We start from the raw sequence: 22427 nt of genomic DNA, 5'->3' as shown, positions 1-22427 counted from the left end.
CATGCCAGAGTCGGCATCCGTTAGAGATGAGAAATCCGTCATCGGTCATTCGTTCAACGATACGTCCACTCGAAGGGCGGCTCGTCGAGGATGAGCTCGCGTTCCTTGAGGTCGTGCTCGTCCCCCCGACGGATGAAGTCGATCTGGAGGGACTTGTAGCGGACCAGGGGCTTGCCGCCGTCGGCGGCCGGCTCTTCCCGGTATCCGTCGGAGAGGCCCCGGACGAAGACGGAGAGCTTGTCGGCCTTGGGGTCGACCCCTTCCCAGATCGCCACGCCGAAGACGGCGTCGTCGATCCCCTGCTTGGTGCTCGGAGGGACCATCCCCACGATCTCGACGGCACCGTGGAGATTCTGGATCGAGGGATCTTCGCGGAGCTGGATCTGCTTGACGGCCTGCGGCAGGACGGCGTCCTCATACCGCATGCCGGTGTCGGTGACCAGGGTGAACTGCGGGACGAAGAACCTCGGCTCGCCGGTCTTGTTCACCACCTGATAGTACATGTAGTGGACGTCTCGGCGGCCCTTCTCGTCGACGACGGTCATGAGCCGCAGGGGCTTGAAGGCGAAGTCGAGGACCCAGATCCCCTGCCGGTCGCGGGGGAGGACCGCGGCGTCGACCCACTGTTCATTGAAGACGCCCCGGTTGCCATTGGCCGGATTCAGGAATCCTCGAGCGTTCCGCTGGATCGGGTGGGTCTTCAGCGTCGGCCCGAGCGTGACCTGCGGGATCGGCTCGGGGGACGGGAAGTCTCCCTTCGGGGCGGCGGGCTGGTCCTGGGCCCAGGCACCGGCCCAGGGCAGGGCCAGCACGCCGACCATGAAGGCCAGAATGGTGCGGCGGGACGGATGTAGGGACACGGGCCATTCTCCCTAGCGATCGGGATGGAGTGAGGGTAGCGGCCGGACGAGATGTGCGTGTGTGGGGAAATCCACCAGATGTTTATGCAATCTACCACCAGAAACCCGGTTCGGTCAAGCCGATCTCGGGCTTCTGGCGACGTTCAGTCGTCGCAGGCCCCCCAGCTTCTCAGGTTCCGGGGTAGACTTTCGGTTCTCGGGGTTGCCCGCTCGAGGTTGGGCTCCTACCATGCTCGTTTCCGCCGGATTTCGGGAAGGCCTCCATTTCATGACGACGCCGGACACGACTGCGCTTCGCCTCGGCTTCCCCGTGAAGGTCCTGGCGCGGCCCGGACTCCCGAGCAATGATGCCCGGCGCTGGCAGAGCGGCCCCCATCTCCGGACCTCGCTCGGCTATCTCCGGGCGATCTTCGAGCACCTGGGGCAGCAATCGATCCGGATGTACCGGATGTCTTCCGACCTGGCCCCTTACGCGACGCATCCGGATATGCCGCAGTTTCACGGCCAGATCCGCGAATGCGCGGCGGAGCTGGCCGAGCTTGGTAAGATAGCTCGAGACCAGGACTTGCGGCTCTCGTTTCATCCCTCGCAGTATGTCATCCTCAACAGCCCCGACCCCAAGCTGACGGCCCGGAGCGTGGCCGACCTGGCGGCTCAGGCCGAGATGCTCGACCTCATGGAGATGGGGCCGGAGTCGGTCCTGGTGATCCACGTGGGCGGGACCTACGGCGATCGCCCGGCCGGCGTCCGTCGGTGGGCCGAGACCTACCCCACGCTCCCCGAGCCGGTCCGTCGCCGGCTCGTCCTGGAGAACGATGACACCCGCTTCGGCCCGGCCGATGTCCTCTCGATCCACGAGTCGACCGGCGTCCGCCTGATCTTCGACCATCAGCACTTCTGGTGTCTCAACCCCGAGCGGCTCGACCTCCGCGAGACCCTGGCGAAGTTCCTGGCGACCTGGCCCGCCGGGGTCCGGCCGAAGGTCCATTACTCCTCCCCCCGGACCGAGTTCCGCGAGATCCGCCGGAAGGACCGGAAGACCGGCAAGATGGTCAACGACCTCCTCCCGCCGGTCTGGACCGGGCATGCCGACTTCGTCAACCCGTTCGAGTTCATCACGTTTCTTCGGCTGGCCGGCGACCTCGAGTTCGACGTGATGTTCGAGGCCAAGGCCAAGGATCTCGCCCTGATCCGGGCTCGACGCGACCTTGCCCGGTTCGCCCCCGAGATCGCGCCAAGGTTCGGGATCGCCGAACTCGCCGAGGGCGACGCCGACGAGGCGATCGAGGAAGAACCCGCCGAGGAGTGAGGGGCGGGCCCTCGGATCCCGCTTGGGATTGCCAGGCTCCCCCAGGCCGCTACAATCCCCGACGCCCGAGCCGGGCGAGGGAGGCATCGAAGGTGAACCGACGGAATTGGTTGAGGATCGGCCTGGGATCGGCCGGGGCGGCGCTGGCGGGCTACTCGGCCTGGCAATGGCGCGACGAGTTTTTCGAGAAACGAGTCGCGGTCGTCGAGCCCGGTCGGATCATCCGGGGGGCCTGGCAGCGTCCCGGTCCGCTCCGGCAGGTGCTGCTCCGCGAGAAAATCCGGACGATCGTGACGCTCACCGCGATCAACAAGGACGACCCGAAGTATGTCGAACAGGCCGAGGTGGTCCGCGAACTGGGGGTCGGCTGGGCCTTCGTCAGGATCCACGGCTCGCGAGCCAACCTCGAACAGATGGAAAAAGCGGCCGACCTTCTCGCCGACCCCGCCCTCCAGCCGATCTTCTTCCATTGTGTGGCGGGCCATCATCGGTCGAGCCAGGCGCACGCGGCCTACCGGATCAAGCATCGAGGGTGGTCCGCCGACCGTGCCTGGGGCGAGGTGGCCGCGCTCCCCTGGGCCAGGCCCGAGCGAGATTCGGCCGATCATCGGTTGATCGAGGCCTTTGCCCTGGCCCACCCCCCCCGCGAGGCTCCGATCGATGCGATTCCGCCGACTCCGGCACTGGTTCCTCCGACCCCTCCTGATCGGGCTCACGCTCCTGGGGATCCCGGCGGTCTGGATGCTCGCGTTCTCGGATAACTTCGGGACCGTCGAGCCCGGCCGGCTCTACCGATCGGGCCAGATGGGCGGGTCATCCCTCGCGAGCAAGCTCCGCGAGCACCGGGTCCGGACCGTCCTGAACCTGAGGGGTTCGCACCCCGAGTCCCCCTGGTATCGCGACGAACGGGCCGCCACCCTGGAGGCCGGGGGCACCCAGATCGACATGCCCCTCTCCTCCTGCGAGTGGATGTCCCGGGCCCAGGCCCGGGCGCTCCTGGAGGTCCTGGAGACGGCCGAGCGTCCCTTGCTGGTCCACTGCTTCCACGGCTCGGAGCGGACCGCGATCGCCGCCGCATTCGATCGGCTGCTCCGGCCGGGCTCGACCCTGGCCGACGCCGAAGCCCAGTTCAGCGCCCGTCACATGTACTTCGGGATCGGTGATGGGGTCGTCACCCGCCAACATCTCGAACAATACGAGGGATGGCTCCGAGACCGGTCGTTGGCCCACGCCCCCGACCACTTCCGCCGATGGGTCGCCGAGGGATACCGGCCCGGCAAACCCTCGCGAGAGAACTGGGACTTCGACCCCTATCCGCTGGTCGTGGTGACCCGAGGCGTCAAGCGGGTGGCCGACCGTCGCTGAACGTCCGACCCACCGGGAGATGAGCATCATGGCCGAGCCTGCCAGCGGAGAGATCACGTTCCGGGTCCGCTACGCCGAGACCGACCGGATGGGTCTGCTCCACCACGCCAATTACTTCGTCTACTTCGAGATGGGCCGGACCGAGCTGCTCCGCGACCGGGGGATGACCTATCGCGACATGGAGGACGCGGGGCACCTCCTGGTGATCGTCGACCTCGGCTGCAAGTACAAGCGGCCCGCCTACTACGACGACGTCCTGACCCTCCGGACCACCGTCGAGCGGGTCACGCACGTCAAGATCGTCCACAAGTACGAATTGCTCCGGGACGGCCAACTGCTCGCCGAGGGGCACTCGACCCTGGCCTGCGTCGACCGCGAAGGGAGGCCCCAGGCGCTCCCGGAGATCTTGAGTCATTAGCCACAGAGTTGACAATAATACCCCTGAGGGTATATTTTCATGGTCGAAGATAGAATCGGAAGGGCGGAGGCCGCAGAGGGATGAGCGGACCGACCCGGCCGAAAGGCACGCGGCTCGCCGAATTCTACCGGAGATTGCAAGCAGCTCCGGCGGCGTCCTCGGCAGCCGAAGCCTACCAACAGGTCTGCGACATCCTTAATGCTGTCGAGGATGATCTCACGGGAATTCCCTTCGACCCCTCCCTGTGGATGACCGACGGGCGAATGTATCCGGCGCAGGCGGACAGTGTTCGCTCGGTTCCTGGGCACCCGAATCTGATTCGCTACGCCAGCAGGGGTCACGACGTCGTCGTCGCCTCGAACGGAGCCATTCAGATTCGTGTCAGGGGCGGATCGGTTGCGATGGACAAGCCCGGGGCTGATGGCGGTCGGATTTCCTGAGGGTCCTTGATCATGAACGACGTCGAACGCCTGCATCAGGACTTGGCGGGACGATTCCGCGGCCGAAAGGTCGAGCTCGACCCGTCGGAGACGGAGACCGGACCCTGGTTCCTGAGCGTGGATCGCGACGGGGCCTTGCCGCCGGTGGTCGTCGAATGGCGGCCCGAGTTCGGCTTCGGGCTTTCGACCCCAGGACCCGACGACTTCGGGACCGGCGTCGACGAGTCCTATCCCAACGCCAGGGCGACGTTCGACCGGGTCGTTCAGTTGGTGTTGTCGGGAAGCCCATCCGTCCCGCCCGTAGCCGTGCGGCTCGCCCAGCTCCGCCAGGCCGCCGGCCTTACTCAGGCCGCCCTGGCGGATCGGCTCGGAATCAAGCAGGCGAATGTTTCCAAGGTCGAGAATCGCGACGACCTGCATCTCAGCACCGTGGCCAGATTCGTCGAGGGCATGGGCGCAAGGCTTTCCGTCCGAGCCATCTTCCCCGATGGAAGGGCGCTCGAACTGGATCTACCCGGCGAGAGGGCAGGGACCTGCGCGGCTGCCATCGAGAATCACGAGATGGAAATCTAGACCGAGGTCTCCATCGATCTTTCACGACGGCTGGGGTCAGACACGACGGCTGGGGGTTGGGTCCCTGAGTCTGACCCTCAGGCCCTCGTGACCCATGGCTCCCAGGTCTTTGTTTAGTAACGCTTAACAATAATGGCCGGGGATTTACTTATGATTTTCAGGCGAATCTTCTTTGTAAAACGAATGTGGGATATGGCCGAATTTGGGCTTAATGTCGAGAAGAAATTCACCTTGGGAGCAGGTGAGTGTCTCGTCACAATCATCCTTCGCAATCCTTCAAGTCGAGAGAAGGAAATAAACGGTTGGGGCGCCGATTCGGTCATTTGCGCGGCATTCCTCGAACGAGAGCCAACAAGGAATAACCAGACAATCTTTGATGCTATCTCGCGGGGAGAACTACCGAGTGGCGTAAACTCTCCTCGGTTGTTCCCAAGCAGCATCGATTCCCATGGGGAAATCCGACCCATCACCTTGCCGCGAATGCAGGACTGCCCTCCCGGATTCGCGACCCAATGCCGTAGCATTTCTAAGGAGTTAGAAACACAGGCGAAGAAACTCGTCTCGACGCTCAGATGGCGGTTAGGTCTTGATCAAGAGGCAGACCCATTAGTTGATAATCAAATATTTGAACTTTCAACCGATGGTTCAACGTGGTTTCCCCTTCCGTCTGACATCGATGCTGAATTTCGAGTAATTCGGCCGAAGGTGATATCCAACGATGTCATCGCGAAGGTGACCAATATTATCCAGACCGGTGGAGGAGAGCCATTATCCCACTCGCTGTTTCATGAAGCTTGGTCAATCCAATCGATGAATCCCAGAAGTTCGCTCCTAATCGGGGTCGCCGCCGCCGAGATCTCGATCAAATACTACGTCGTCCACGCCGCACCCGAGACAAAGTGGCTCATCGAAAATCTTCCGTCCCCTCCCATCGAAAAAATTCTCGGATCATATATTGGTATTTTAATAAAAGATGGCAAAGCGAGTCGTGTTAAGTCTATCCCGAAGCCGATCGTTGAAGAGTTGAGAACGGCCGTACAACTCAGGAACGAAGTGGCCCACGTCGGGACATTCACGCTTACTCCAGAATCACTTGAAAGGAAACTCTTGGCAATTAAGGATATTTTATGGCTTTTGGACTCATTGGCCGGACATGAATGGGCGCTCGATCACGTCCGGCCGGAAACTCTTAAGTCTGCCCTGTCCTGAAAGTCGATGGTCGGTTCGGACGTGCACTACGAGTCGACCCGGCCAGCTTCCAAATCGGACCTGGTTCTTTCCCTCGCCTCCTCGAGTGCCGTCAGGTCTACTAGTCGGGGTCACTTCTCGGAAGGACAAAATCGGAGCTAAGGGTTTGACTAGTCCACACCGATGGGTAGGTGATATTGAAACAGGGGGCATATCCCCGTGCCGGGGGCAGGCTTCCGGAGGTCATACCCGGCAGATGGATCTGGTCTCAGCCCAAGACGGAGTGATCCGATCAACTGGGAACCGTTCTAGCCTTCGCGGGAGACCTCGCGCACGATTGGAACGTGGGGGCCAGGCAGCGTTCGGTTTGGCGAGCCGACGGCATCGCTCGCTAGTAATTCGAGCAGCGAAGGACCTTCGGTGCCCCATCGGCGGAAGAAGAAGCCCTGGCAGACGATGACCCCCTCGCGATAGGGGGGGTGCCGGGTCAGGATCGCGTGAGCCTGGGCGATCCGGTGGTGCGGGACCATCGCGAAGAGGTGGTGCGTCAGGTGGAACGCCTGGCCGTAGGGGAAGACCACGGCGCCCAGGAGCGGGTGGACGCGGAAGACTCGCGAGTTGGTCAGGTCGCCGTCGTCGGGGGCGTTGCTGTGGTGGGCGATCTCGCGGAGCTGCATGTACAGGGGATACGCCGTCAGGAGCGGGACGACCCAGAAGAGCCAGAAGATCGGCCAGGAACCCGTGACCTGGATCACGCTCAAGGCCGAGAGCCAGTAGGCCCCCCGGAGGCTCCGGGCGACCCGGCTCCGATAGACGCCCCGGATGCTCGGGCCTGATCCGGTCGTCCCCAGGTTCGCCGCGCGGGCCCTCCCGATCAGGTAGCGGAGGATCGAGGGGGGCCAGAGCCCCTGGACCACGTATCGGGACCAGAAGCCCGCCCGGGAGATCGGGAAGTGGTGCGGGTCGGGATGGTTGAGCCGGAGGATGTCGGGGTCACGCTCGGGGTCGTTGACGTATCGGTGGTGCCCGAGGTGGGCCTCGCGATATTTCTGGGTCATCGCCACCAGCGGGAACATCAGCAGGAGGTCGGAGGCCAGCTCGTTGAGCAGCTTGTCCCGGAAGAGCGTCCCGTGGCTCGCGTCGTGGGCCAGGCCCGAGAGCCGGTGCTGGAACGCCGCCACGGCGAATACGCCCAGGGCCGCCATCGGGAGGAACCCGGCCGTCGGGACCTGCCCGCTCGCCCAGGCCCGGTAGGCCCACGAGCAGGCCGCCAGGGTGAAGGCCAGGCCGAGGTACTCCCGGAGGATGTAGGGGATGTTCGCCCGGTTGTCGACCCGCATCAGCCCGACCACCTGGCGGTGGGCTTCATCCCAGGACAGATCCGCTTCTGCGGGCATGGCGGGCATGATGAGCCGAGACCTCAAGCTTCGAGGAGCCTTCGGGCGATCCCACGCCCCACCTTTCTCATCGGCCGATCGGCGAGGCTCGCTTGACGAGGAGGGAGCGAGCTTGATCGGGGCCGAGCCGAGGGACACCCGGTCGAGCATCCGATTGCTCGGGGAAAAGGCGGGTCAAGCTCCCCTGGTTTCGCTGAATATCACTTGATGGAAGATCCAGCGGAGCAACCCGGCAGGGTGGTTGGGTTCGTTTTTCCCGGGGCCGCTTCGGGCAGTCGGGGCCGGGAACTGCCTGGTCGTGGTTCGGGCGAAAGTGTTTTGGGTGAAGGAGTTTGTGGATGCTTGGGTTCGTTCGGTTCGTTCGGTTCGTTCGGTTCGTTCGCGGTCTCGGTCAGCGTCGGGCTTCCAGGAAGACGTCGATCCCGTCGGCGGGGCGGAGGGTCATGGTGGGCTGGAGGACGACCTTCTCGGGGTGGAGGACCCTGGGGCGGAATTTCCGGGCGATCGTGGCGAGGAGCAGGGTGGCTTCCATCATCGCGAAGGCGTTGCCGATGCAGATCCTGGGACCTCCCCCGAACGGGAAGTAGGCGTATCGGGGGATCTTCCTGGCCAGGCCGTCGAGCCATCGGTCGGGGCGGAAGGCCAGGGGGTCGTCGAACCATCGGGGGTCCCGGTGGATGACCCACTGGCTCATGTAGATGGTGGTCCCGGGGGCGATCGGGTGGCCGCCGACCTCGGTGGGCTCGATCGCCTCGCGGCCGAGGAGCCAGACCGTCGGGTAGATCCGGAGGGCCTCGGTGACGACCCGCTCGGTGTAGGGGAGGCGGGGGAGGTCGGCGATGGTGGGGAGGCGGTCGGGCAGGACCTCGTCGAGTTCGGCGTGGAGCTTGGCCTCGACCTCGGGATGTCCCGAGAGGAGGAGCCAGACCCAGGCCAGGGTGTTGGCGGTGGTCTCGTGCCCGGCCATGAAGAGGGTCATCGCCTCGTCGCGGAGCTGGCGGTCGGTCATCCCGGCCCCGCCTTCCTCGACCGGGTCGTTGGCCTCCAGGAGCATCGAGAGCAGGTCGCCCCGGTCTTCCTTCATGGATCTCCGGTCGGAGATGACCTGATAGATGATCCCGTCGAGCCGCTTCATGGCCCGTCGGAGCCGGAGGTTGATGGGGGTCGGCAGGAAGTCGGGGACCGGCAGGAGCCGGTCGACCCGGGCGGTGAAGCAGCGGAGGACGGTCTCCATCGCGGCGCTGGCGTCGGCCGAGTCGGCCGAGACGTCGGCGTCGAAGAGGCACTTGGCGATGATTTCCAGGGTCAGCCGCATCATGTCAGCCTGGACATCCCGGCGCTGGCCGTCGAGCCATCCCCGGAGCATCCGGTCGGCATACTCGACCATCACCGAGGCGTGCCCGGCGACCTTCTCGCGGTGGAAGGCCGGCTGCGAGAGCCTCCGCTGGCGTCGCCAGAAGTCCCCCTCGCTCGTCAGGAGCCCCTCGCCCATCGTATTCTTGGCCAACCGGAGGGCGAAGTGCTTGATGAACTGCCGGTTCCGGGTGACCAGGACCTCCTCGACCAGGTCGGGGTGATTGACCACCACGATCTTCCGGTGGGCGAACCGGAGGGCCACCACATCGCCGAAGTCCCGGGCGCACCGGTCCAGGAAGCCCAGCCGGTCGGCGGAGAATTGCGAGAGGTTCCCCTTCAGCCAGTGCCCCTTGGGGCCGGGGATCGACTTGCGCGGCGATTCGAGGGTGGTGGCCATGGGGTCATGGTACCCCGGGGGACTCCTGGCCTTCCAGGTCATCCGGCGACCCCGTCCCGAATATTTAATATTTGAGGTTCGGCGACGAAGCTACCGTTAAAATCACGAATATGATCGATGGGTTAGCAAGCCCGGCCGATGGGAGACCTTTCATGAACTGGCTCTTCAACAACCCGATCTCCGAGATGTCGGGGCCGCCGTTCCTGATCCTTTATGCGTCCGTGATGGCCCTGATCGCCGGCGAGGCGTTCCTGAGGGGCCGACGGGCCGACCGGAGTCTTTCGCTGGGCTCGATGCCGATCCCCACCAAGCCCGACCCTTGCGAGATCGCCTATCTCCGGGGTGGCTCGAACGAGGTGACGCGGCTGGTCGTCTTCGACCTGATTCGCCGGGGATATCTCCGGATCGTCGAGAAAAAGTCTCTCCTCAAGGGGACCGAACGGAAGATCGAGCAGGATCCGGATCATCCCGACCTGGACCATCTCTCGCCGATCGAGTCCGTGGCCTTTCCTTTCTTCGATCATTCGAGGAAGCCCGAGGTCCTCTTCCAGCCGCAGGGCCTGGCCCGGAAGATCGAAGCCGGGCTGAGTTCGACGGCCGAGTCGCTCCGCGATCGGCAGTTGCTGACGGGGCCCGAACGGATCGCGACCGCCTGGCGGATCTGGCTGGGTGGGGCGCTCATGATCCTGGCGTTCGGCGGATTCAAGCTGGCCGTCGCCCTGGCGAAGGGGCGACACAACGTCCTCTTGCTGTTCGTGTTCGCCGCGATCGGGCTCGTGGCCCTCGCCCTGGTCTGCAAGGTGCCCCGAGTGACCCTACGGGGCAAGGACTATCTGGAACGGCTCCGGCAGGCCTTCGAGAACCTCAAGCCGAGGCTCCAGGACGAGGCCGAGACGCTGGCCCATGACCCGGCCCTGGTCCTGGTCCCCGCCCTCTTCGGGGTTTCCGTGCTGGCGGGGACCGCCTACGCCCAGGTGCCCGACCTGTTCAAGTCGGCCGCGGCCACCTCCGGCGGTTGCGGCGGGGGATGTGGGGGCGGGGCGAGTGGCTGTGGAGGAGCGGGTGGTGGCTGCGGAGGAGGGGGCGGCTGTGGTGGTGGCGGCTGCGGCGGCTGCGGCGCATAATTGGCGATGTCTGGTTCTCGAAGGGTCGCATCATGCCCCTGATCCAGCCCAATCCGGGCGCCCTGGACATCATCTCCCGCCTCCCGACCCTGGGCGTGGGGCTGGGGTTCCGCTCGCCGTTCCGGGGCGAGCTGTTCCTGGCCCGCGACCGGGTCGACTTCCTGGAGATCACCGCCGACCACTACCTCGACGCCTCGTCGGAGAAGCTCCGGGAGCTGTCCCTCCTGGCCGATCACTTCCCGCTGATCCCGCACGGCCTGAACCTCTCGCTGGGCGGGGCCGAGGGTCTCGATCCCGATTATCTGGGGAAGTTCGCCGCCCTGGTCCGTCGGGTCAAGCCCCCCTGGTGGAGCGAGCATGTGGCGTTCACCCGGGCCGGGGGCGTCGAGATCGGCCACCTGGCCCCATTGCCAATGTCGAGCGAGGCGCTGGATGTCCTCTCGAGCAACATCGCCGAGGCCCGCCGACAGATCGACGTCCCCTTGATCGTCGAGAACATCACCTACACGATCGCCCTCCCCGGCGCCGAGATGGACGAGCCCGATTTCCTGGCCGAGCTGGCCGGGCGGACCGGCTGCGGGCTTCTGCTGGACGTGACCAATCTGCACACCAACGCGGTCAATCACGGCTTCGACCCGATCGAATGGCTCGACCGCCTGCCGCTCGACCGCGTGGTCCAGCTCCACTTCGCGGGGGGCGAGTGGCAGGGCGGCCAGCTGATCGACAGCCACGCACGACCCGCGCCCCCGGAGGTCTGGGCGTTGCTGGAGGAGGTCGTCGCCCGGGCACCCGTCAAGGGAATCATCCTGGAGCGGGACGAGGACTTGCCCCCGTTCGGCGAGCTGCTCGACGAACTCGACCGGGCCCGGGCGATCGGGAAGGCCCACGGTCGATGGGCCTAGCCGAATCCCAGAGGCTCCTGGCGAGGCTGGCCGTCGACGCCCCCCTCCGGGCCCGGTTCCGGGCCGATCCCGCCGCCGTCGCCGATGAGTTCGGCCTGGGGCCCCAAGAGGCCCGGACGATCGCCGAGCTGCCGATCGCCCAGATTGACGGCTTCGCCGCCTCGCTGATCGCCAAGCGTCGGGGCGAGGTCGAGTTGCTCCTGCCCCTGACCCTCCGGGCGGTCGGACCGGCTCGATTCGCCGCCCTGTTCCGAAGTCACGCCGCGACCTTCGTCCCCTCCGGGATCAAGAAGCATCGGGACGACGCCCTCGCCTTCGCCGGGCTCTTGGCCCGGGAGGTCGACAAACCCTGGATGGCCGACCTCCTCCGCTTCGAGGCATCCACGCTGAGGGCCCACGACCCGTCCCGCCGATGGACCTTGATCCGCCTCCATCATCACCCCATCGACCTCGCCCGGGCCGCGACCGAAGGCGGAGAACCCCGGAGAAGGTGGACGATCCTCGCCTGGTTCCGGCGGAGCCCTCGGGGGAGACTCCGACGCGTCATCCTGGCCCTTCCCGGCTGAATCCGGCCCGATCCTGGGATTCCGGCGAAATCCCGGCGATAATTCTGGTTCATCGGAGGGACGACGTCGTCTACTCCAGTAGGGGGATGATCGCGAATGACCCGAGCCGACCCGGAGACCCTGGAGCCTTTCCGGAAGTACCTGAAGGTGCTGGCGGAGTTGCACCTGGACCGCCGGCTCCGGGGGAAGCTCGACCCATCGGACGTCGTCCAGCAGACCCTGGCCCGGGCGTACCCGGCGCTGGGGGATCTCCGGAATCGAGAGCCGGCCGTCCTGGCGGCGTGGCTCCGGAAGATCCTGGCCAGCACCCTGGCCGACGCCCTCAAGCACTACCGGCGCGACCGACGGGACGTCGCCCTGGAACGATCTCTGGAGGCCGAAATCGACCGATCCGCCTCCGGCTTCGCGGCCTGGCTCGCCGCCGACCAGACCTCGCCCAGCGGCCGGCTCGAACGCCACGAGGAGTTGCTCCGGATGGTCGAGGCCCTGTCCGAACTCCCCGACCTGATGAGGGAAGTGGTCGTCCTGAAGCACTGCCAGGGCCTGACCCTCGGGCAGATTTCCGAGAAGTCCGGCAAGACCGTCCCCGCCGTCGCCTCGCTCCTCCGCCGGGGGCTGGCCGGACTCCGGGATCGCCTCAAGCTCGAGGAGTGAATCCAGCAATGACCACGCCCAACGACCCCACCCCGACCATCGACCCCATCGACGCCCTCATCGCGTCGTATGTGCAAGCGATCGAGGCCGGGGAAGTCCCCAACCGCCAGGAGTGGCTCGACCGCCACCCCAGCCAGGCCGCGGCCTTACAAACCTTCTTCAACGACTTCGACCGGATGGACCGCGTAGCATCCCCGCTCCGAATGGCCGGTCCCGATGAGACCCGGGCTCTCGACGAAAACGGCCGGATTCTCCCGCCGACGGTCCGCTATTTCGGCGACTATGAACTGCTGGAGGAGGTCGCCCGAGGGGGAATGGGGATCGTCTACAAGGCTCGACAGTCCTCGCTCAACCGCCTGGTCGCCCTTAAGATGGTCCTCACCGGGACCCACGCCTCTCCCCGGGAAATCGCCCGATTCCAGGCCGAGGCCGAGTCGGCCGCGAACCTCGACCACCCGAACATCGTGCCCGTCTACGAGGTCGGCGAGCACCAGGGCCAGCAATACTTCTCGATGAAGTTCATCGAGGGAACCTCCCTGGCCGCCCATCCGCGAGCCTCGGCCAGCAAGGAGGTGAAAGGGCTCATCACCGTCGCCCGAGCCGTCCACCACGCCCATCAGAGAGGCGTTCTCCACCGCGACCTCAAACCCTCGAACGTCCTGATCGATCCGAATGGCGAGCCCCACGTCACCGACTTCGGCCTCGCCAAGCGCCTGACCGACATCGACCGATCCCTAACCGACCCCGGCCAGGTCCTCGGGACCCCCCGCTACATGCCCCCCGAGCAGGCTGCCGGCCGCAAGGATTTGACGGTCGCCGCCGACATCTACAGCCTCGGTGTGATCCTCTACGAGCGACTGACCGGCCGGACCCCGTTCCTCGGCGACAACGTTCTGACCCTCCTGAGGCAAGTCCGAGAAACCGAGCCCCCGCGCCCCTCCACGATCCAACCGGGGTTGAGTCGAGACCTGGAGACGATTGTCCTCAAGTGCCTCGATAAGGAACCATCAAAGCGATACCTCACGGCCGCCGAACTGGTCGAAGACCTCGACCGATGGTGCGAAGGCCGCCCCATCCACGCCAGGCCCGTCGGCCAGGCCGAGCGCTTCGCGAGATGGTGCCGGAGGAACCCCGCCGTGGCGGGGCTGACGGCCTCGGTGGCGGTCGCGTTGATCTTCGGAACGGTCGTTTCCATTCATTTCGCCCTCCGCGAGAGGGAAGCTGCAAATAACGCGAAGGAGTCCGAAGGCGTAGCTATTGCGGCCCGAGATGAAACCGAGCGGGCATTCGCCCGAAGTCTTGTGCGGCCCCTGAATCCCAGTGGCGATGTTACCGTGAATGAGTTCTTATCCGGGCTTGAAGAGGAAGCTCTCTGGGAATTGTCGGCTCAGAGCAGTGACACGTTCAGAATTCGCTTTCTGGACGAGGCCATTCGCGATCCACGCACCCTTCTCCAACTCCGGGCGCGAGCCGAGCCCTCCCTGATTGCCGCCATCGGCCTCGACCCCGTTCGGCGAGCCAAGGCTTCCAGGCTGCTTGCCGATCGCTTGAGCCATACCGAGTTGTCGCTCGAGACCAAAACCGAGATCGCATTCATTCTACTCAACCTCGAGGCTCGGCCCGGCCCCGTGAGCGAGAGAGCCTCGGAGATCATCATCCAGGCACTGTCGGTCGAACTCAAGGGCGAATTTTTGGAAGGTTTTATTCTGGATGCATTGATGAGCTGTCTGCCAATATTGTCTAATAATATAGATATTAATAAAACATCAATAATGATAGTCTCCGCGCTCGAGCGGGAGACCGATGTCGATGCCCGCAGCACGTTGGCATGGGATCTGAATAAGGTGGCATCGCGGCTCGACGTGACCGAGGCCTCACGGGTCTGCTCACGAGCCGCACGCACACTGGTCTCCGCGCTCGAGCGGGAGGCCGACGTCTCTGCCCGTGGTCGGTTGGCATCGTACCTTGAGGCGGTCACATCGTGGCTCGACGCAACCGAGGCCGCGCGAGTTTCACGCGTTTTAGTCTCCTCGCTCGATCGGGAATCCAGCGTCGATATTCGGTGCATATTGGCATTGAACCTGGGAAATATGGCATTGCGGCTCGACATGGTCGAGGCCGCTGGCATCGCTCGCGCCCTGACAACAACGCTCGCGAAAGAGGCCGACGCTCGTGCTCGCATTTGGTTAGTTCGGGCCCTGGTCACGCTTTCAAGGAGGCTCGATACGGCCGAGGTCGTCGGCATCGCTCACGCCTTGGTCTCCACAATCGAGTTGGAGACCGACACTGAGACTCGAAGCCGGTTCGCTCCGTTAGGTAATGATATGTACTATGATTATCCTAGCGACATCTCTTTGGCCTCGGCCTTGGTTAAGGTTTCGACTCGGCTCGACGCGACCGAAGCCTCACGGAATTGCTCGCAGGCCGCTCGAGCTCTGGTCTCCTCGCTCGAGAGGGAGACTGACAACAAGGCTCGCGATTGGCTGACGTCGGCCCTTGCGGAGGTGGCATCACAGCTCGACGGGGCCGAGGCCGCACTAGTTTGCCTGCAGGCAGAATACGCCTTGGTCTCCGCGCTCGAGAGGAAGACTGACGAGCAGGATCGCAGCACGTTGGCACGGTGTCTGGGTAAGATAGCATTTTGGCTCGACGCGTCCGAGCTCACACGGGCTTCGAGCATATTAATGTCCACGCTCCAGCGGGAGACCGGAGCCTTGGCTCGAGTATCGTTAGTGTCGGCGTTGGTTAAGACTTCAGCTCGGCTCGACGCGGTCGAAATCGCCGGCATCGCTCGCACCTTGGCGTCCACTCTCGAACCGGAGCCCAACGCCGGAAATCGCAGAGAATTGGCATGGGCTTTGGGCACCTTGGCATCCCGGCTCGACATGGTCGAGGCCGCACGGATTGCACTCGACTTGGTCTCCGCTCTCGATCGTGAGACCGACGGCGACGCTCGGAGATCGTTAGCGTCGGCACTAGACTACGTTTCTTCTCGGCTCGACGCGGTCGAGGTTGCCGGCGTCGCTCGTGCCTTGCTCTCTGCTCTCGATCGTGAGACCGACAGCGACACTCAGAGCTCGTTAGCGTCGACGCTCGTCGATTTTTCTTCTCGGCGTGATGCGGCCGAGATCGCAGGTATCGCTCGTGTCCTAATATCCATGCTCGAGCGAAAGTTCATGGCCGCAGAATCCGGCTCGTTGGCTTCGGCCATGAGAAAGGTGTCGGAACAACTGGAGTCGGACCAACCAATTAGGCTAGATCAAATAATGATTCTGGCTTTCTTGCAAACGTACCCTGTGTCACTCTCCAAACTGCAAGGCCGCTTTCATTGGCAAGGTTTTCTCGATCTCGCCAGTGACTGGCAGGGATTCAATTCACACTATCAATTCGATCCCGTTCGTTCTCGAATCGTCGTACGCGAATTGGCTGCTCTACTAATCGAAAATTTGTCATTAAATAATATTGCTCTGTTAGCCATCCTCACCGACGGCGGCAAGAAGCAACAGGTAGAACGGGCCTACCGGCTGGCCGCTCTGACATTCGACCGGGGAATCGGTGAAGACACGATGCGGGTAGCGGCCGAGCCGTATCCTTGCCGGTTGACGACAGAGGATCTGGTCGAGTTGCTCAAGTTCCCAACGTGCTACGGGGAGGCCCGGCGGATCGTCCTTGACCAGTTGGGGAACATTCACGGTCGGCGGTTCGCCAACCACTGGGAGTTCGTTCGCTTCGCCCAGGAGAAGGGGCTCAAGCTCGATTTCACCTCGCCCCCTCGACGGCCCGATCCCAAGGCGTCGCTCCAGCGGTTGCTCGACGCTTTGCCGTCGTCACCGTAACATGGATCGAACCGTATCGATCGAGAGGCAAGTCGGGACAACGCTCACGCAAGGAGACGAATCGATGGCCCTGTTGACCGTGGAAGGCGTCTACAAGAATGGGAAAGTCGAGCTTTCGGAACCGCCGGGGCAGGTGCATTCACCGAGTCGGGTCATCGTCACATTTCTTCCCGTGGAGGCGGGTTCCGCGGGTTCCGAAGATGAGTCCGGTCGAGATGAGTCAATGCGTCGGGCATTCGCCAGGATGAGCGAGGGAATCAACCTGGGCGGCCCTCCTTATCCGAAGCGTGAGGAGCTTCATGACCGCCATCCTTGAAGACCCACGCTCCCTGCTCGACACCAATATCATCATCTATGCTCACGATCCAAGCGATCTCGCGAAGCATGCCGTCGCCGAGGAGTTGCTTAAACGACTCGCGAAGCAGAAGCGGCTCGTGCTCAGCAGTCAAGTCTTCAACGAGTTTTGCTCGGTGATGATGCGACCGAATCGCATCACGAGATTGGCCGCCGATCAGGTGTCTCTCCTCCTCCGCGACCTTGCAGCAATCAGCGAGGTCCTCCCCATCACGCCCTCGCTGACGTTCCGGGCCCTCGAAGGGATGCCTCGCCACGGCCTGTCGTTCTGGGATGCGTTGATCTGGGCCGCCGCCGCGGAGAATGGCGTCTCCGTGCTCTATACCGAGGACTTCCAGCACGGACGTGACGTGGAAGGTGTTCGATTCGTCGATCCGTTCGTCGAAGCCCCCTCGGCCTGACGGATCGGATTCACGATCGGCCGAGGGTCTCGTCGTTCGACCTTCCGGTGCCTCTCAAGTCTTTCCCCTCTTCACCAGCCCCAGGTTCCCGGGTCGCCCTTGAACGGGCCGACGATCTCGGAGGTGATCCAGCCCCCGTAGAAATCGCCGGGCTGCGACTGGACGACCTCGCCGGCGACGGTGCATTCGTCGACCCGGCTGGAGTAGAAGGCCAGGTGGTCGCGGATCGCCTCGAAGGCGCGGCTCGGGTCGGGGTAGGACCAGGCTGCGTCGGGCGACCGGCGCTCTCCGACGCTCAGGGTGTGGTATCGGGCCCGACCCTTGAATTCGCAGAAGGTCGAGCGGGAGGAGCGGACCAGGCATTTGGCCCGGATGTCCTCGGGAGGGATGTAGTAGACCGGCGGGTGGCTGGTCTCCAGGACCCGGAAGGAGCGTTCGGTCTCGGCGATGACCTCGCCGTTGAAGGTCACGCGGATCAGCCTCGTCGAGGGTTCCAGGCGGGGGGGCCTGGGGTAGTCCCAGACCGATTCCTGGCCGGGGCCCGGCTCGATCCTTCGGGGGTTCATGGCTCGCCTGCTTTCTCGACCGCCTCGGGTCGCTCGATCCCGGCCATCCAGGTCCCGAGCCGATCGAACAGCTCGGACCGCCGGGAGAAGAAGAGGAAGTGATCCTCGCCGGGGAAGACATCATACTCGACCCTCGCGCCGGAGCGTCGGAGCAGCTCGACGGCCGGGTCCACCGTACTTTTATAGACGCTCCAGTCGCGATCGCCCTGGAAGACCCGGATTGGACGGCCTTTCCACCCTTCGATGAACCCGGGGGCGGCCAGCTCATCCAGGTGCATCGTCGGGGAGAGGTAGATCAGCCCTCGATAGCGGTCCGGGTGGGCCGCGCCCGATCGGGTCACGCCCACCCCGCCGTCGGAGTGGCCTGCCAGGTAGACGCGCCGGGGATCGATCGGCCAGCGATTCCGGGCGTCTTCCGAGGCGCGGTCGACCGCCTCGACCCCGCCCTCGCCCCAGAAGCCGAAGCCGAAGGTCGGCGCGAGGAGGATCATCCGATGCTCCTCGGCGAAGTCCTTCCAGGCCCAGGAGAGCGCCTGGAAATTGCCGCCGTTGCCGTGGAGGAAGACCACCAGGCCCAGGGTCTCGCCGTCGCGAGGCTCGGGGGCGTAGGCGAAGTAATGCCCGGAGTCGAAGCCGGCCCCCAGCAGCTCCATCGCCCCGAAGTGGGTGACGGGCGCGAGCCCTCGGGCCTCGGGGTCGGCCTCGATCTCGCGATAGAGGCCCATCGTGACCTCGCGGATCGTCCGGGCCCGAGCCACCCAGGGGACCGGCCGGGTGATCATCGTCAGGCCGAGCTTGACCTGGTCGATCTCCGGGACGAGATGAAACGGAGAGAGCTTCGGGACCTCGGACCCGTCCCGGAATCGCGAGAGTAGCCCGGATTCTCGGGCCGGTCGGGGCCTCGGATCTTCCCGGACCAGGGCGATCGCCAGGCCGACCGCCAGCAACAGCCCCAGCCCCACCCCGGCCCACCAGGGCCAGGCGCGAGAGGGGGCCCGGAAAAGGATGTGGCCCAGGCAGGCCGCCATCAGGAGGCCGCCCGCCGCGACCCCTCCCGAGAGCCGGCCCGCTCGGGTCTCGCCCACCAGGACCAGGAGCGAGGCCGGTGCCAGCCCCAGCGCTCCCGCGGCCCCGACCAGGACCCCGAGCACTCGCCTGGCCAACCTACCCCGGGGCTTTACGTCCGCCTTCCGATCCATGCCGAACGTCCTCGATAACGGCCAACTGGAGCCTTCGGGACTCTCGGGCCTGTCCGATTTCTGGGCCGCGAACCGTGAGGACCAGGCCCGTTCATCAGCCCTCGGTCCTCAGGCTCGTGGGCCGTAGCCCCGAGTCCTGCGCGTCGGTCGGGGGCAGGAGCCTGAGCCCCGGGACGAACTCGGGCGGGGGGTCTTCGCCGGCACGGTCGCGCTCCCAGACCTCGACCCAGCGTTTCCAGGGGACCGAGGCGTCGGCGAAGAGGAGTCGGGCCGTGTCGAGCCGGGGCGGAGTGTCCGTCGAGGGCTCGCCCGATGCGTCCAGGGTCACGAACGGCTCGACTCCGGGCCTGGGCCGGAGCAGATAGAGGATCTCGGTCGCCGAGACGGCGTCGGGCCAGACCACCAGGCCTTCCTCTCGGAGGTCGAAGTCGGGCGGCTCGGGGCCGAGGGCGTCGAGGATCGGCTCGCGGACCAGGTCGACCCCGGCCATCTTGTAGAGGCCCGCCAGGGCCGTGGCCAGGGCGTTCCGCTCGGGCGTGGCCAGATCGGCCAGCCATCCGGGGTCGGTCAGGCCGGCGAGGAGCCATCCCGAGTGCTCCTCGAACGAGAGCCAGAGGCTCGGCCCGCCCCGTCCCGGCCAGACCAGCTCGACCAGGAGTCGCTTGGAGCTGGGCACGACCCGCCCCAGGGCCATCGGCATCCCGGCCATCGACCGGCTCTGGAGCAGGAGCGTCAGGAAGTCGCGATCGAGGAAGTGGCGGACCGATTCCTCGACCCCCTGGAGGTGGGCCAGGTGCGTGCGGACCCCCTTGGCGTGGCCGGTCCGGATCGCCTTGCGTTCGGCCTTCCGGAGCTTGGCGAACAGCTTGGGGATGGTCCCCGAGTGGAACCCCGGCTTGAGGAGCCGGGCCATCGTCTCGCCGTGGTGGCCGATCACCACCGGGCGGAGGCTCCTGGGCCGGTTCGCCTCGTAGAGCCGCCAGTTCTCCTTCAGCTCCCAGACCAGGAACCCGAAGACGCCGGGCATCAGCAGCATGAACGTCCCGGCGAGCGCCAGGCCTCGCTCGCGGCCGAACAGGCCGGTGGCCGCCGCCTCGATCGCGAAGGCCTGCGTGAGCATGATCTTGTGAGAGACGGTGACGACCGGGAAATGCTTGATCGGGTTGACCTGGGGCTCGACCAGCAATGTCACGCAGAACCGGACGACATAGGTGATGAGGAACCAGGCCACGCCCAGGACGCCCTTGGCCGCCATCGCGATCGGGCCCTGACCGGCCCGGAAACGGAGCCATTCGTCGACGGTGTAGAGCACGCGCTCGACCGCCTCCAGGAGCCGGTCGAAAGTCTCCATCACCAGCCGGAAGAGGCCCGGCAGGAGGTTGGAGATGAACCAGGTCCAGGTCCGGACCATCGAGTCGAAGGCCAGCTCTTCGAGGTCGCGGCCGGCGCGGGTGGTCAGCATCAGGGACGTGGTCAGGAAGATCAGGCCGCAGGCGATCTCGATCTGGCCGGGGGTGGCCGAGGCGGGATGCAAGACCCAGGCGATCCCGGCCACCGTCGCCGGGAGGATCGCGGCCCGCCAGGTGAGGGCGAACGCCGGGCTCCTGACGATCCGCCGGACCCATTCGCGGCGGAAGAGCCAGGACGGCAGGCCCACCAGCAGGCCTTGCCCCACCCGGAGGGCATGCCCCAGGTAGCGGAGGATCGTCTGCCGGAACCCTTTCGAGTAGAGCAGGCCGATCGCGAGCGTGCCGTTGATGGCCAGCGAGACGGGGTTGAGCAGGTGCATCTCCTCGCCGAGCAGCCAGTGCGAGAGCGGGCCGACGACTTCCTGGAGCCCCTTGAGGACCACCGCCGTCCCGCCGTAAGGCAAGATCAGGTAACGGGTCAGGAGTCGTCCCGGCCTGGTCCCGAAGGCCAGGGCGCTCAGCCTCTGGAGGGCCCGGAGGTAGATCTCTCCCCGACGATAGACCCCGTCCAGGGCCTTGCCGAGCCGCCGGTCGGCCTGGAGCAGGCGGTCGCCGACGAGGAACTCGACCGGCCCGGCCAGGTCGGGCAGCTTCCGGTTGTTCCGCGAGAGGGCGTCGCGGAGTTCGCCCATCGCCAGGAAGCCGGTCTCGACCACCCGGTCGAGCAGCTCCTCGTTGAGCTTCTGGAGGGCGACCCGCTCGGGGAGGTCCCGGGCGGCGAAGCCGGTCTCCTCCAGGGCCCGGCCGATCTCGGGCCGGAGCCGGTCGCGGAGGTGTTCCTCGGCCCGATGGACCGCCCGATCCAGGAGGCGTTCGAACCGGGCCCGGTCGGCCTCGGGGAGCCGGGCGGCGGTCAGGTGCCGCCTCGATCCGCGGAGGTGCTGGACCATCAGCACCTCCTGGTGATGCGGCAGGAGCCGACGGAGCGGCCGACGTCCCATCGAGGCCGCCCAGCCGACCAGGTCGACCGCGTATACCGGCCGTTCGTAGTCGACGCAGACCTTCTGCAGGTCGTAGAGCAGCCGGGCGTCGGGCAGCCAGAATCCTCGGGAGCTTCGATCCAGGGGGGCGACCAGGGCCTTCCGCCACTGGCGGAGGTCGTCCTCGTCGAACCCGAGTGCCGCCTTGAGTCGGCCGGCGAGACCGCCCATCGCGTCGCGGGCCGCCGATCGGGCCTGACCGGCCAGGCTCGGCCCGGCCAGCCTGGCCGCGCGGGTCCGGAGGATCGCCGCCCGGACCAGGTTGCCCCGCTCCGCGGATCGGTCGGCCCGCTTCAGGAATCTCCGGTATCCGGCCCCCGAGGGGGGCTCCGGCCCGAGGTCGGTCTCCTCCCCCGGCTCGAGCTCGTCGGTCGCCTCGGCCGGGCGGTCCGAGGGCTCGGCCGTCCCCGGCAGCCGGGTCGCGGCCAGGAGCGCCTCGGCGTCGACATCCTCGGCGAAGACCAGGTCGGCCGCGTCCGTGTCTCGGATCGCCGGGAAGTAGTCGGCGACCAGCCCCGGCGCGAAGGCCCTCAGCTCCAGGTAGGTCGCCGCGAACTCGGCATAGATATGCGGGTCGGATCGGGGGGGCAGGAGCCTCTCCTCCTGGCGGAGGACCGACCGGGCCTCCTCGAACGCCGATCGATCGAGCCGCCGGATCCGGTCGCGGAGCCCGGCCGGGCCGATCGAGCCGTCTTCGAGCTTCCGGGTCATTTCCACGTCGATCCGGGCGTGGAATAGCCGGCGCCAGAGGCTCCGGAGGACCTCGTCGGGGGGGAGTCCGGACAGCTCGTCGGGCTCGGGCTCGGCGAGCAGGATCAGGGTCGAGGGGGGCCACTCGCCCGGCTCGAGCCCCAGTTCCTCGCGGTCGATGACCTTCAGGGCCGCGTCCGAGTGGATCGCGAAGGCCCGGCGGTGCGGGACCTTCAAGGCCAACTTCGGGAGCCCTCGGTCGTGCTTGATCGCCCGACGGACCACCCGCGAGGGGACCACGAACGCGGCCGGGTCGACGCCCCGGACGATCCGCCTCAGCTCCGAGATCGTCAAGCTCGGACCATCCTCGACCACGTCGCGCC

General features: G+C 65.7%; 19 protein-coding genes. 13 read left to right on the top strand and 6 right to left on the bottom strand.

Annotation, left to right across the window (positions count from 1 at the left end; translation table 11 throughout):
* Positions 1–53: 53 nt before the first annotated feature.
* Positions 54–860: a hypothetical protein gene (locus P12x_RS12570; protein WP_435011213.1), complete on the bottom strand. Its 807-nt coding sequence runs from the start codon at positions 858–860 to the stop codon at positions 54–56.
* 268 nt (positions 861–1128) lie between these two features.
* On the opposite strand from P12x_RS12570, the gene uvsE reads away from it, so the two are divergent.
* From uvsE to P12x_RS12535, 7 genes are all read left to right on the top strand, one after another.
* Positions 1129–2169, top strand: a complete 1041-nt coding sequence (gene uvsE, locus P12x_RS12565) for a UV DNA damage repair endonuclease UvsE (RefSeq protein WP_435011212.1) — start codon at positions 1129–1131, stop codon at positions 2167–2169.
* 92 nt (positions 2170–2261) lie between these two features.
* Positions 2262–2930, top strand: a complete 669-nt coding sequence (locus tag P12x_RS12560; protein ID WP_435011211.1) for a hypothetical protein — start codon at positions 2262–2264, stop codon at positions 2928–2930.
* Complete coding sequence (locus tag P12x_RS12555) at positions 2830–3534, top strand: tyrosine-protein phosphatase (RefSeq protein WP_435011210.1); 705 nt, start codon at positions 2830–2832, stop codon at positions 3532–3534. The genes P12x_RS12560 and P12x_RS12555 overlap by 101 nt, the downstream gene beginning before the upstream one ends.
* 28 nt (positions 3535–3562) lie before the next feature.
* Positions 3563–3952 carry an acyl-CoA thioesterase gene (locus P12x_RS12550; RefSeq protein WP_435011209.1) on the top strand — a complete coding sequence of 130 codons (390 nt, stop codon included), beginning with the start codon at positions 3563–3565 and terminating at the stop codon, positions 3950–3952.
* Positions 3953–4032: 80 nt separating this feature from the next.
* Complete coding sequence (locus P12x_RS12545) at positions 4033–4392, top strand: hypothetical protein (RefSeq protein ID WP_435011208.1); 360 nt, start codon at positions 4033–4035, stop codon at positions 4390–4392.
* Positions 4393–4404: 12 nt separating this feature from the next.
* Positions 4405–4965 (top strand): helix-turn-helix domain-containing protein, encoded by a 561-nt coding sequence (locus P12x_RS12540; RefSeq protein ID WP_435011207.1) that lies wholly within the window; start codon positions 4405–4407, stop codon positions 4963–4965.
* A 150-nt stretch (positions 4966–5115) separates the two neighbouring features.
* The gene (locus tag P12x_RS12535; RefSeq protein WP_435011206.1) at positions 5116–6174 is read left to right on the top strand and encodes a hypothetical protein; all 1059 of its coding nucleotides are present in this window, start codon (positions 5116–5118) and stop codon (positions 6172–6174) included.
* Between the two features lie 287 nt (positions 6175–6461).
* Here the strand turns inward: P12x_RS12535 and P12x_RS12530 are convergent, their stop codons facing one another.
* Both P12x_RS12530 and P12x_RS12525 read right to left on the bottom strand, forming a co-directional pair.
* Positions 6462–7559 (bottom strand): fatty acid desaturase family protein, encoded by a 1098-nt coding sequence (locus tag P12x_RS12530; protein WP_435011205.1) that lies wholly within the window; start codon positions 7557–7559, stop codon positions 6462–6464.
* A gap of 382 nt (positions 7560–7941) precedes the next feature.
* Positions 7942–9303 carry a cytochrome P450 gene (locus tag P12x_RS12525; RefSeq protein WP_435011204.1) on the bottom strand — a complete coding sequence of 454 codons (1362 nt, stop codon included), beginning with the start codon at positions 9301–9303 and terminating at the stop codon, positions 7942–7944.
* Between the two features lie 152 nt (positions 9304–9455).
* On the opposite strand from P12x_RS12525, the gene P12x_RS12520 reads away from it, so the two are divergent.
* The 6 genes from P12x_RS12520 (at position 9456) to P12x_RS12495 (ending at position 17140) form a co-directional block, all read left to right on the top strand.
* A complete protein-coding gene (locus P12x_RS12520) occupies positions 9456–10427 on the top strand; it encodes a TIGR04222 domain-containing membrane protein (RefSeq protein WP_435011203.1) in 972 nt (323 codons plus the stop codon).
* 32 nt (positions 10428–10459) lie between these two features.
* Positions 10460–11329, top strand: coding sequence for a DUF692 domain-containing protein (locus tag P12x_RS12515; RefSeq protein WP_435011202.1), 870 nt, complete (start codon positions 10460–10462; stop codon positions 11327–11329).
* On the top strand, positions 11320–11895 hold the full coding sequence (locus tag P12x_RS12510) for a hypothetical protein (RefSeq protein WP_435011201.1): 576 nt from the start codon (positions 11320–11322) through the stop codon (positions 11893–11895). Before P12x_RS12515 ends, P12x_RS12510 begins: the two co-directional genes overlap by 10 nt.
* Before the next feature lie 96 nt (positions 11896–11991).
* Positions 11992–12549, top strand: coding sequence for a sigma-70 family RNA polymerase sigma factor (locus P12x_RS12505; RefSeq protein ID WP_435011200.1), 558 nt, complete (start codon positions 11992–11994; stop codon positions 12547–12549).
* 8 nt (positions 12550–12557) lie between these two features.
* The gene (locus P12x_RS12500) at positions 12558–16385 is read left to right on the top strand and encodes a protein kinase domain-containing protein (RefSeq protein WP_435011199.1); all 3828 of its coding nucleotides are present in this window, start codon (positions 12558–12560) and stop codon (positions 16383–16385) included.
* Between the two features lie 299 nt (positions 16386–16684).
* Positions 16685–17140 (top strand): PIN domain-containing protein, encoded by a 456-nt coding sequence (locus P12x_RS12495; RefSeq protein WP_435011198.1) that lies wholly within the window; start codon positions 16685–16687, stop codon positions 17138–17140.
* 71 nt (positions 17141–17211) lie between these two features.
* On the opposite strand, the gene P12x_RS12490 is transcribed toward P12x_RS12495, so the two are convergent.
* The 3 genes from P12x_RS12490 to P12x_RS12480 all read right to left on the bottom strand — a co-directional run bounded on the left by P12x_RS12490 (position 17212) and on the right by P12x_RS12480 (position 22398).
* Positions 17212–17706, bottom strand: a complete 495-nt coding sequence (locus P12x_RS12490; protein WP_435011197.1) for a DUF427 domain-containing protein — start codon at positions 17704–17706, stop codon at positions 17212–17214.
* On the bottom strand, positions 17703–18905 hold the full coding sequence (locus tag P12x_RS12485) for a hypothetical protein (RefSeq protein WP_435011196.1): 1203 nt from the start codon (positions 18903–18905) through the stop codon (positions 17703–17705). The genes P12x_RS12490 and P12x_RS12485 overlap by 4 nt, the downstream gene beginning before the upstream one ends.
* Positions 18906–18999: 94 nt before the next feature.
* Complete coding sequence (locus tag P12x_RS12480) at positions 19000–22398, bottom strand: hypothetical protein (RefSeq protein WP_435011195.1); 3399 nt, start codon at positions 22396–22398, stop codon at positions 19000–19002.
* Positions 22399–22427 lie beyond the last annotated feature (29 nt).

The sequence above is a fragment of the Tundrisphaera lichenicola genome (assembly GCF_051175385.1).
Classification (GTDB): Bacteria; Planctomycetota; Planctomycetia; order Isosphaerales; family Isosphaeraceae; genus Tundrisphaera; species Tundrisphaera lichenicola.
The sequence above is the reverse complement of the archived record's forward strand: the minus strand, read 5'-3'. Positions and strand labels throughout refer to the sequence as shown.

Coding starts and splice junctions, on each gene's coding strand:
- P12x_RS12490 (WP_435011197.1), bottom strand. CDS start 17,706: ATGAACCCCCGAAGGATCGAGCCGGGCCCCGGCCAGGAATCGGTCTGG.
- P12x_RS12530 (WP_435011205.1), bottom strand. CDS start 7,559: ATGCCCGCCATGCCCGCAGAAGCGGATCTGTCCTGGGATGAAGCCCAC.
- P12x_RS12520 (WP_435011203.1), top strand. CDS start 9,456: ATGAACTGGCTCTTCAACAACCCGATCTCCGAGATGTCGGGGCCGCCG.
- P12x_RS12540 (WP_435011207.1), top strand. CDS start 4,405: ATGAACGACGTCGAACGCCTGCATCAGGACTTGGCGGGACGATTCCGC.
- uvsE (WP_435011212.1), top strand. CDS start 1,129: ATGACGACGCCGGACACGACTGCGCTTCGCCTCGGCTTCCCCGTGAAG.
- P12x_RS12525 (WP_435011204.1), bottom strand. CDS start 9,303: ATGGCCACCACCCTCGAATCGCCGCGCAAGTCGATCCCCGGCCCCAAG.
- P12x_RS12550 (WP_435011209.1), top strand. CDS start 3,563: ATGGCCGAGCCTGCCAGCGGAGAGATCACGTTCCGGGTCCGCTACGCC.
- P12x_RS12500 (WP_435011199.1), top strand. CDS start 12,558: ATGACCACGCCCAACGACCCCACCCCGACCATCGACCCCATCGACGCC.
- P12x_RS12505 (WP_435011200.1), top strand. CDS start 11,992: ATGACCCGAGCCGACCCGGAGACCCTGGAGCCTTTCCGGAAGTACCTG.
- P12x_RS12545 (WP_435011208.1), top strand. CDS start 4,033: ATGAGCGGACCGACCCGGCCGAAAGGCACGCGGCTCGCCGAATTCTAC.
- P12x_RS12515 (WP_435011202.1), top strand. CDS start 10,460: ATGCCCCTGATCCAGCCCAATCCGGGCGCCCTGGACATCATCTCCCGC.
- P12x_RS12535 (WP_435011206.1), top strand. CDS start 5,116: ATGATTTTCAGGCGAATCTTCTTTGTAAAACGAATGTGGGATATGGCC.
- P12x_RS12485 (WP_435011196.1), bottom strand. CDS start 18,905: ATGGATCGGAAGGCGGACGTAAAGCCCCGGGGTAGGTTGGCCAGGCGA.
- P12x_RS12495 (WP_435011198.1), top strand. CDS start 16,685: ATGACCGCCATCCTTGAAGACCCACGCTCCCTGCTCGACACCAATATC.
- P12x_RS12510 (WP_435011201.1), top strand. CDS start 11,320: ATGGGCCTAGCCGAATCCCAGAGGCTCCTGGCGAGGCTGGCCGTCGAC.
- P12x_RS12555 (WP_435011210.1), top strand. CDS start 2,830: ATGCGATTCCGCCGACTCCGGCACTGGTTCCTCCGACCCCTCCTGATC.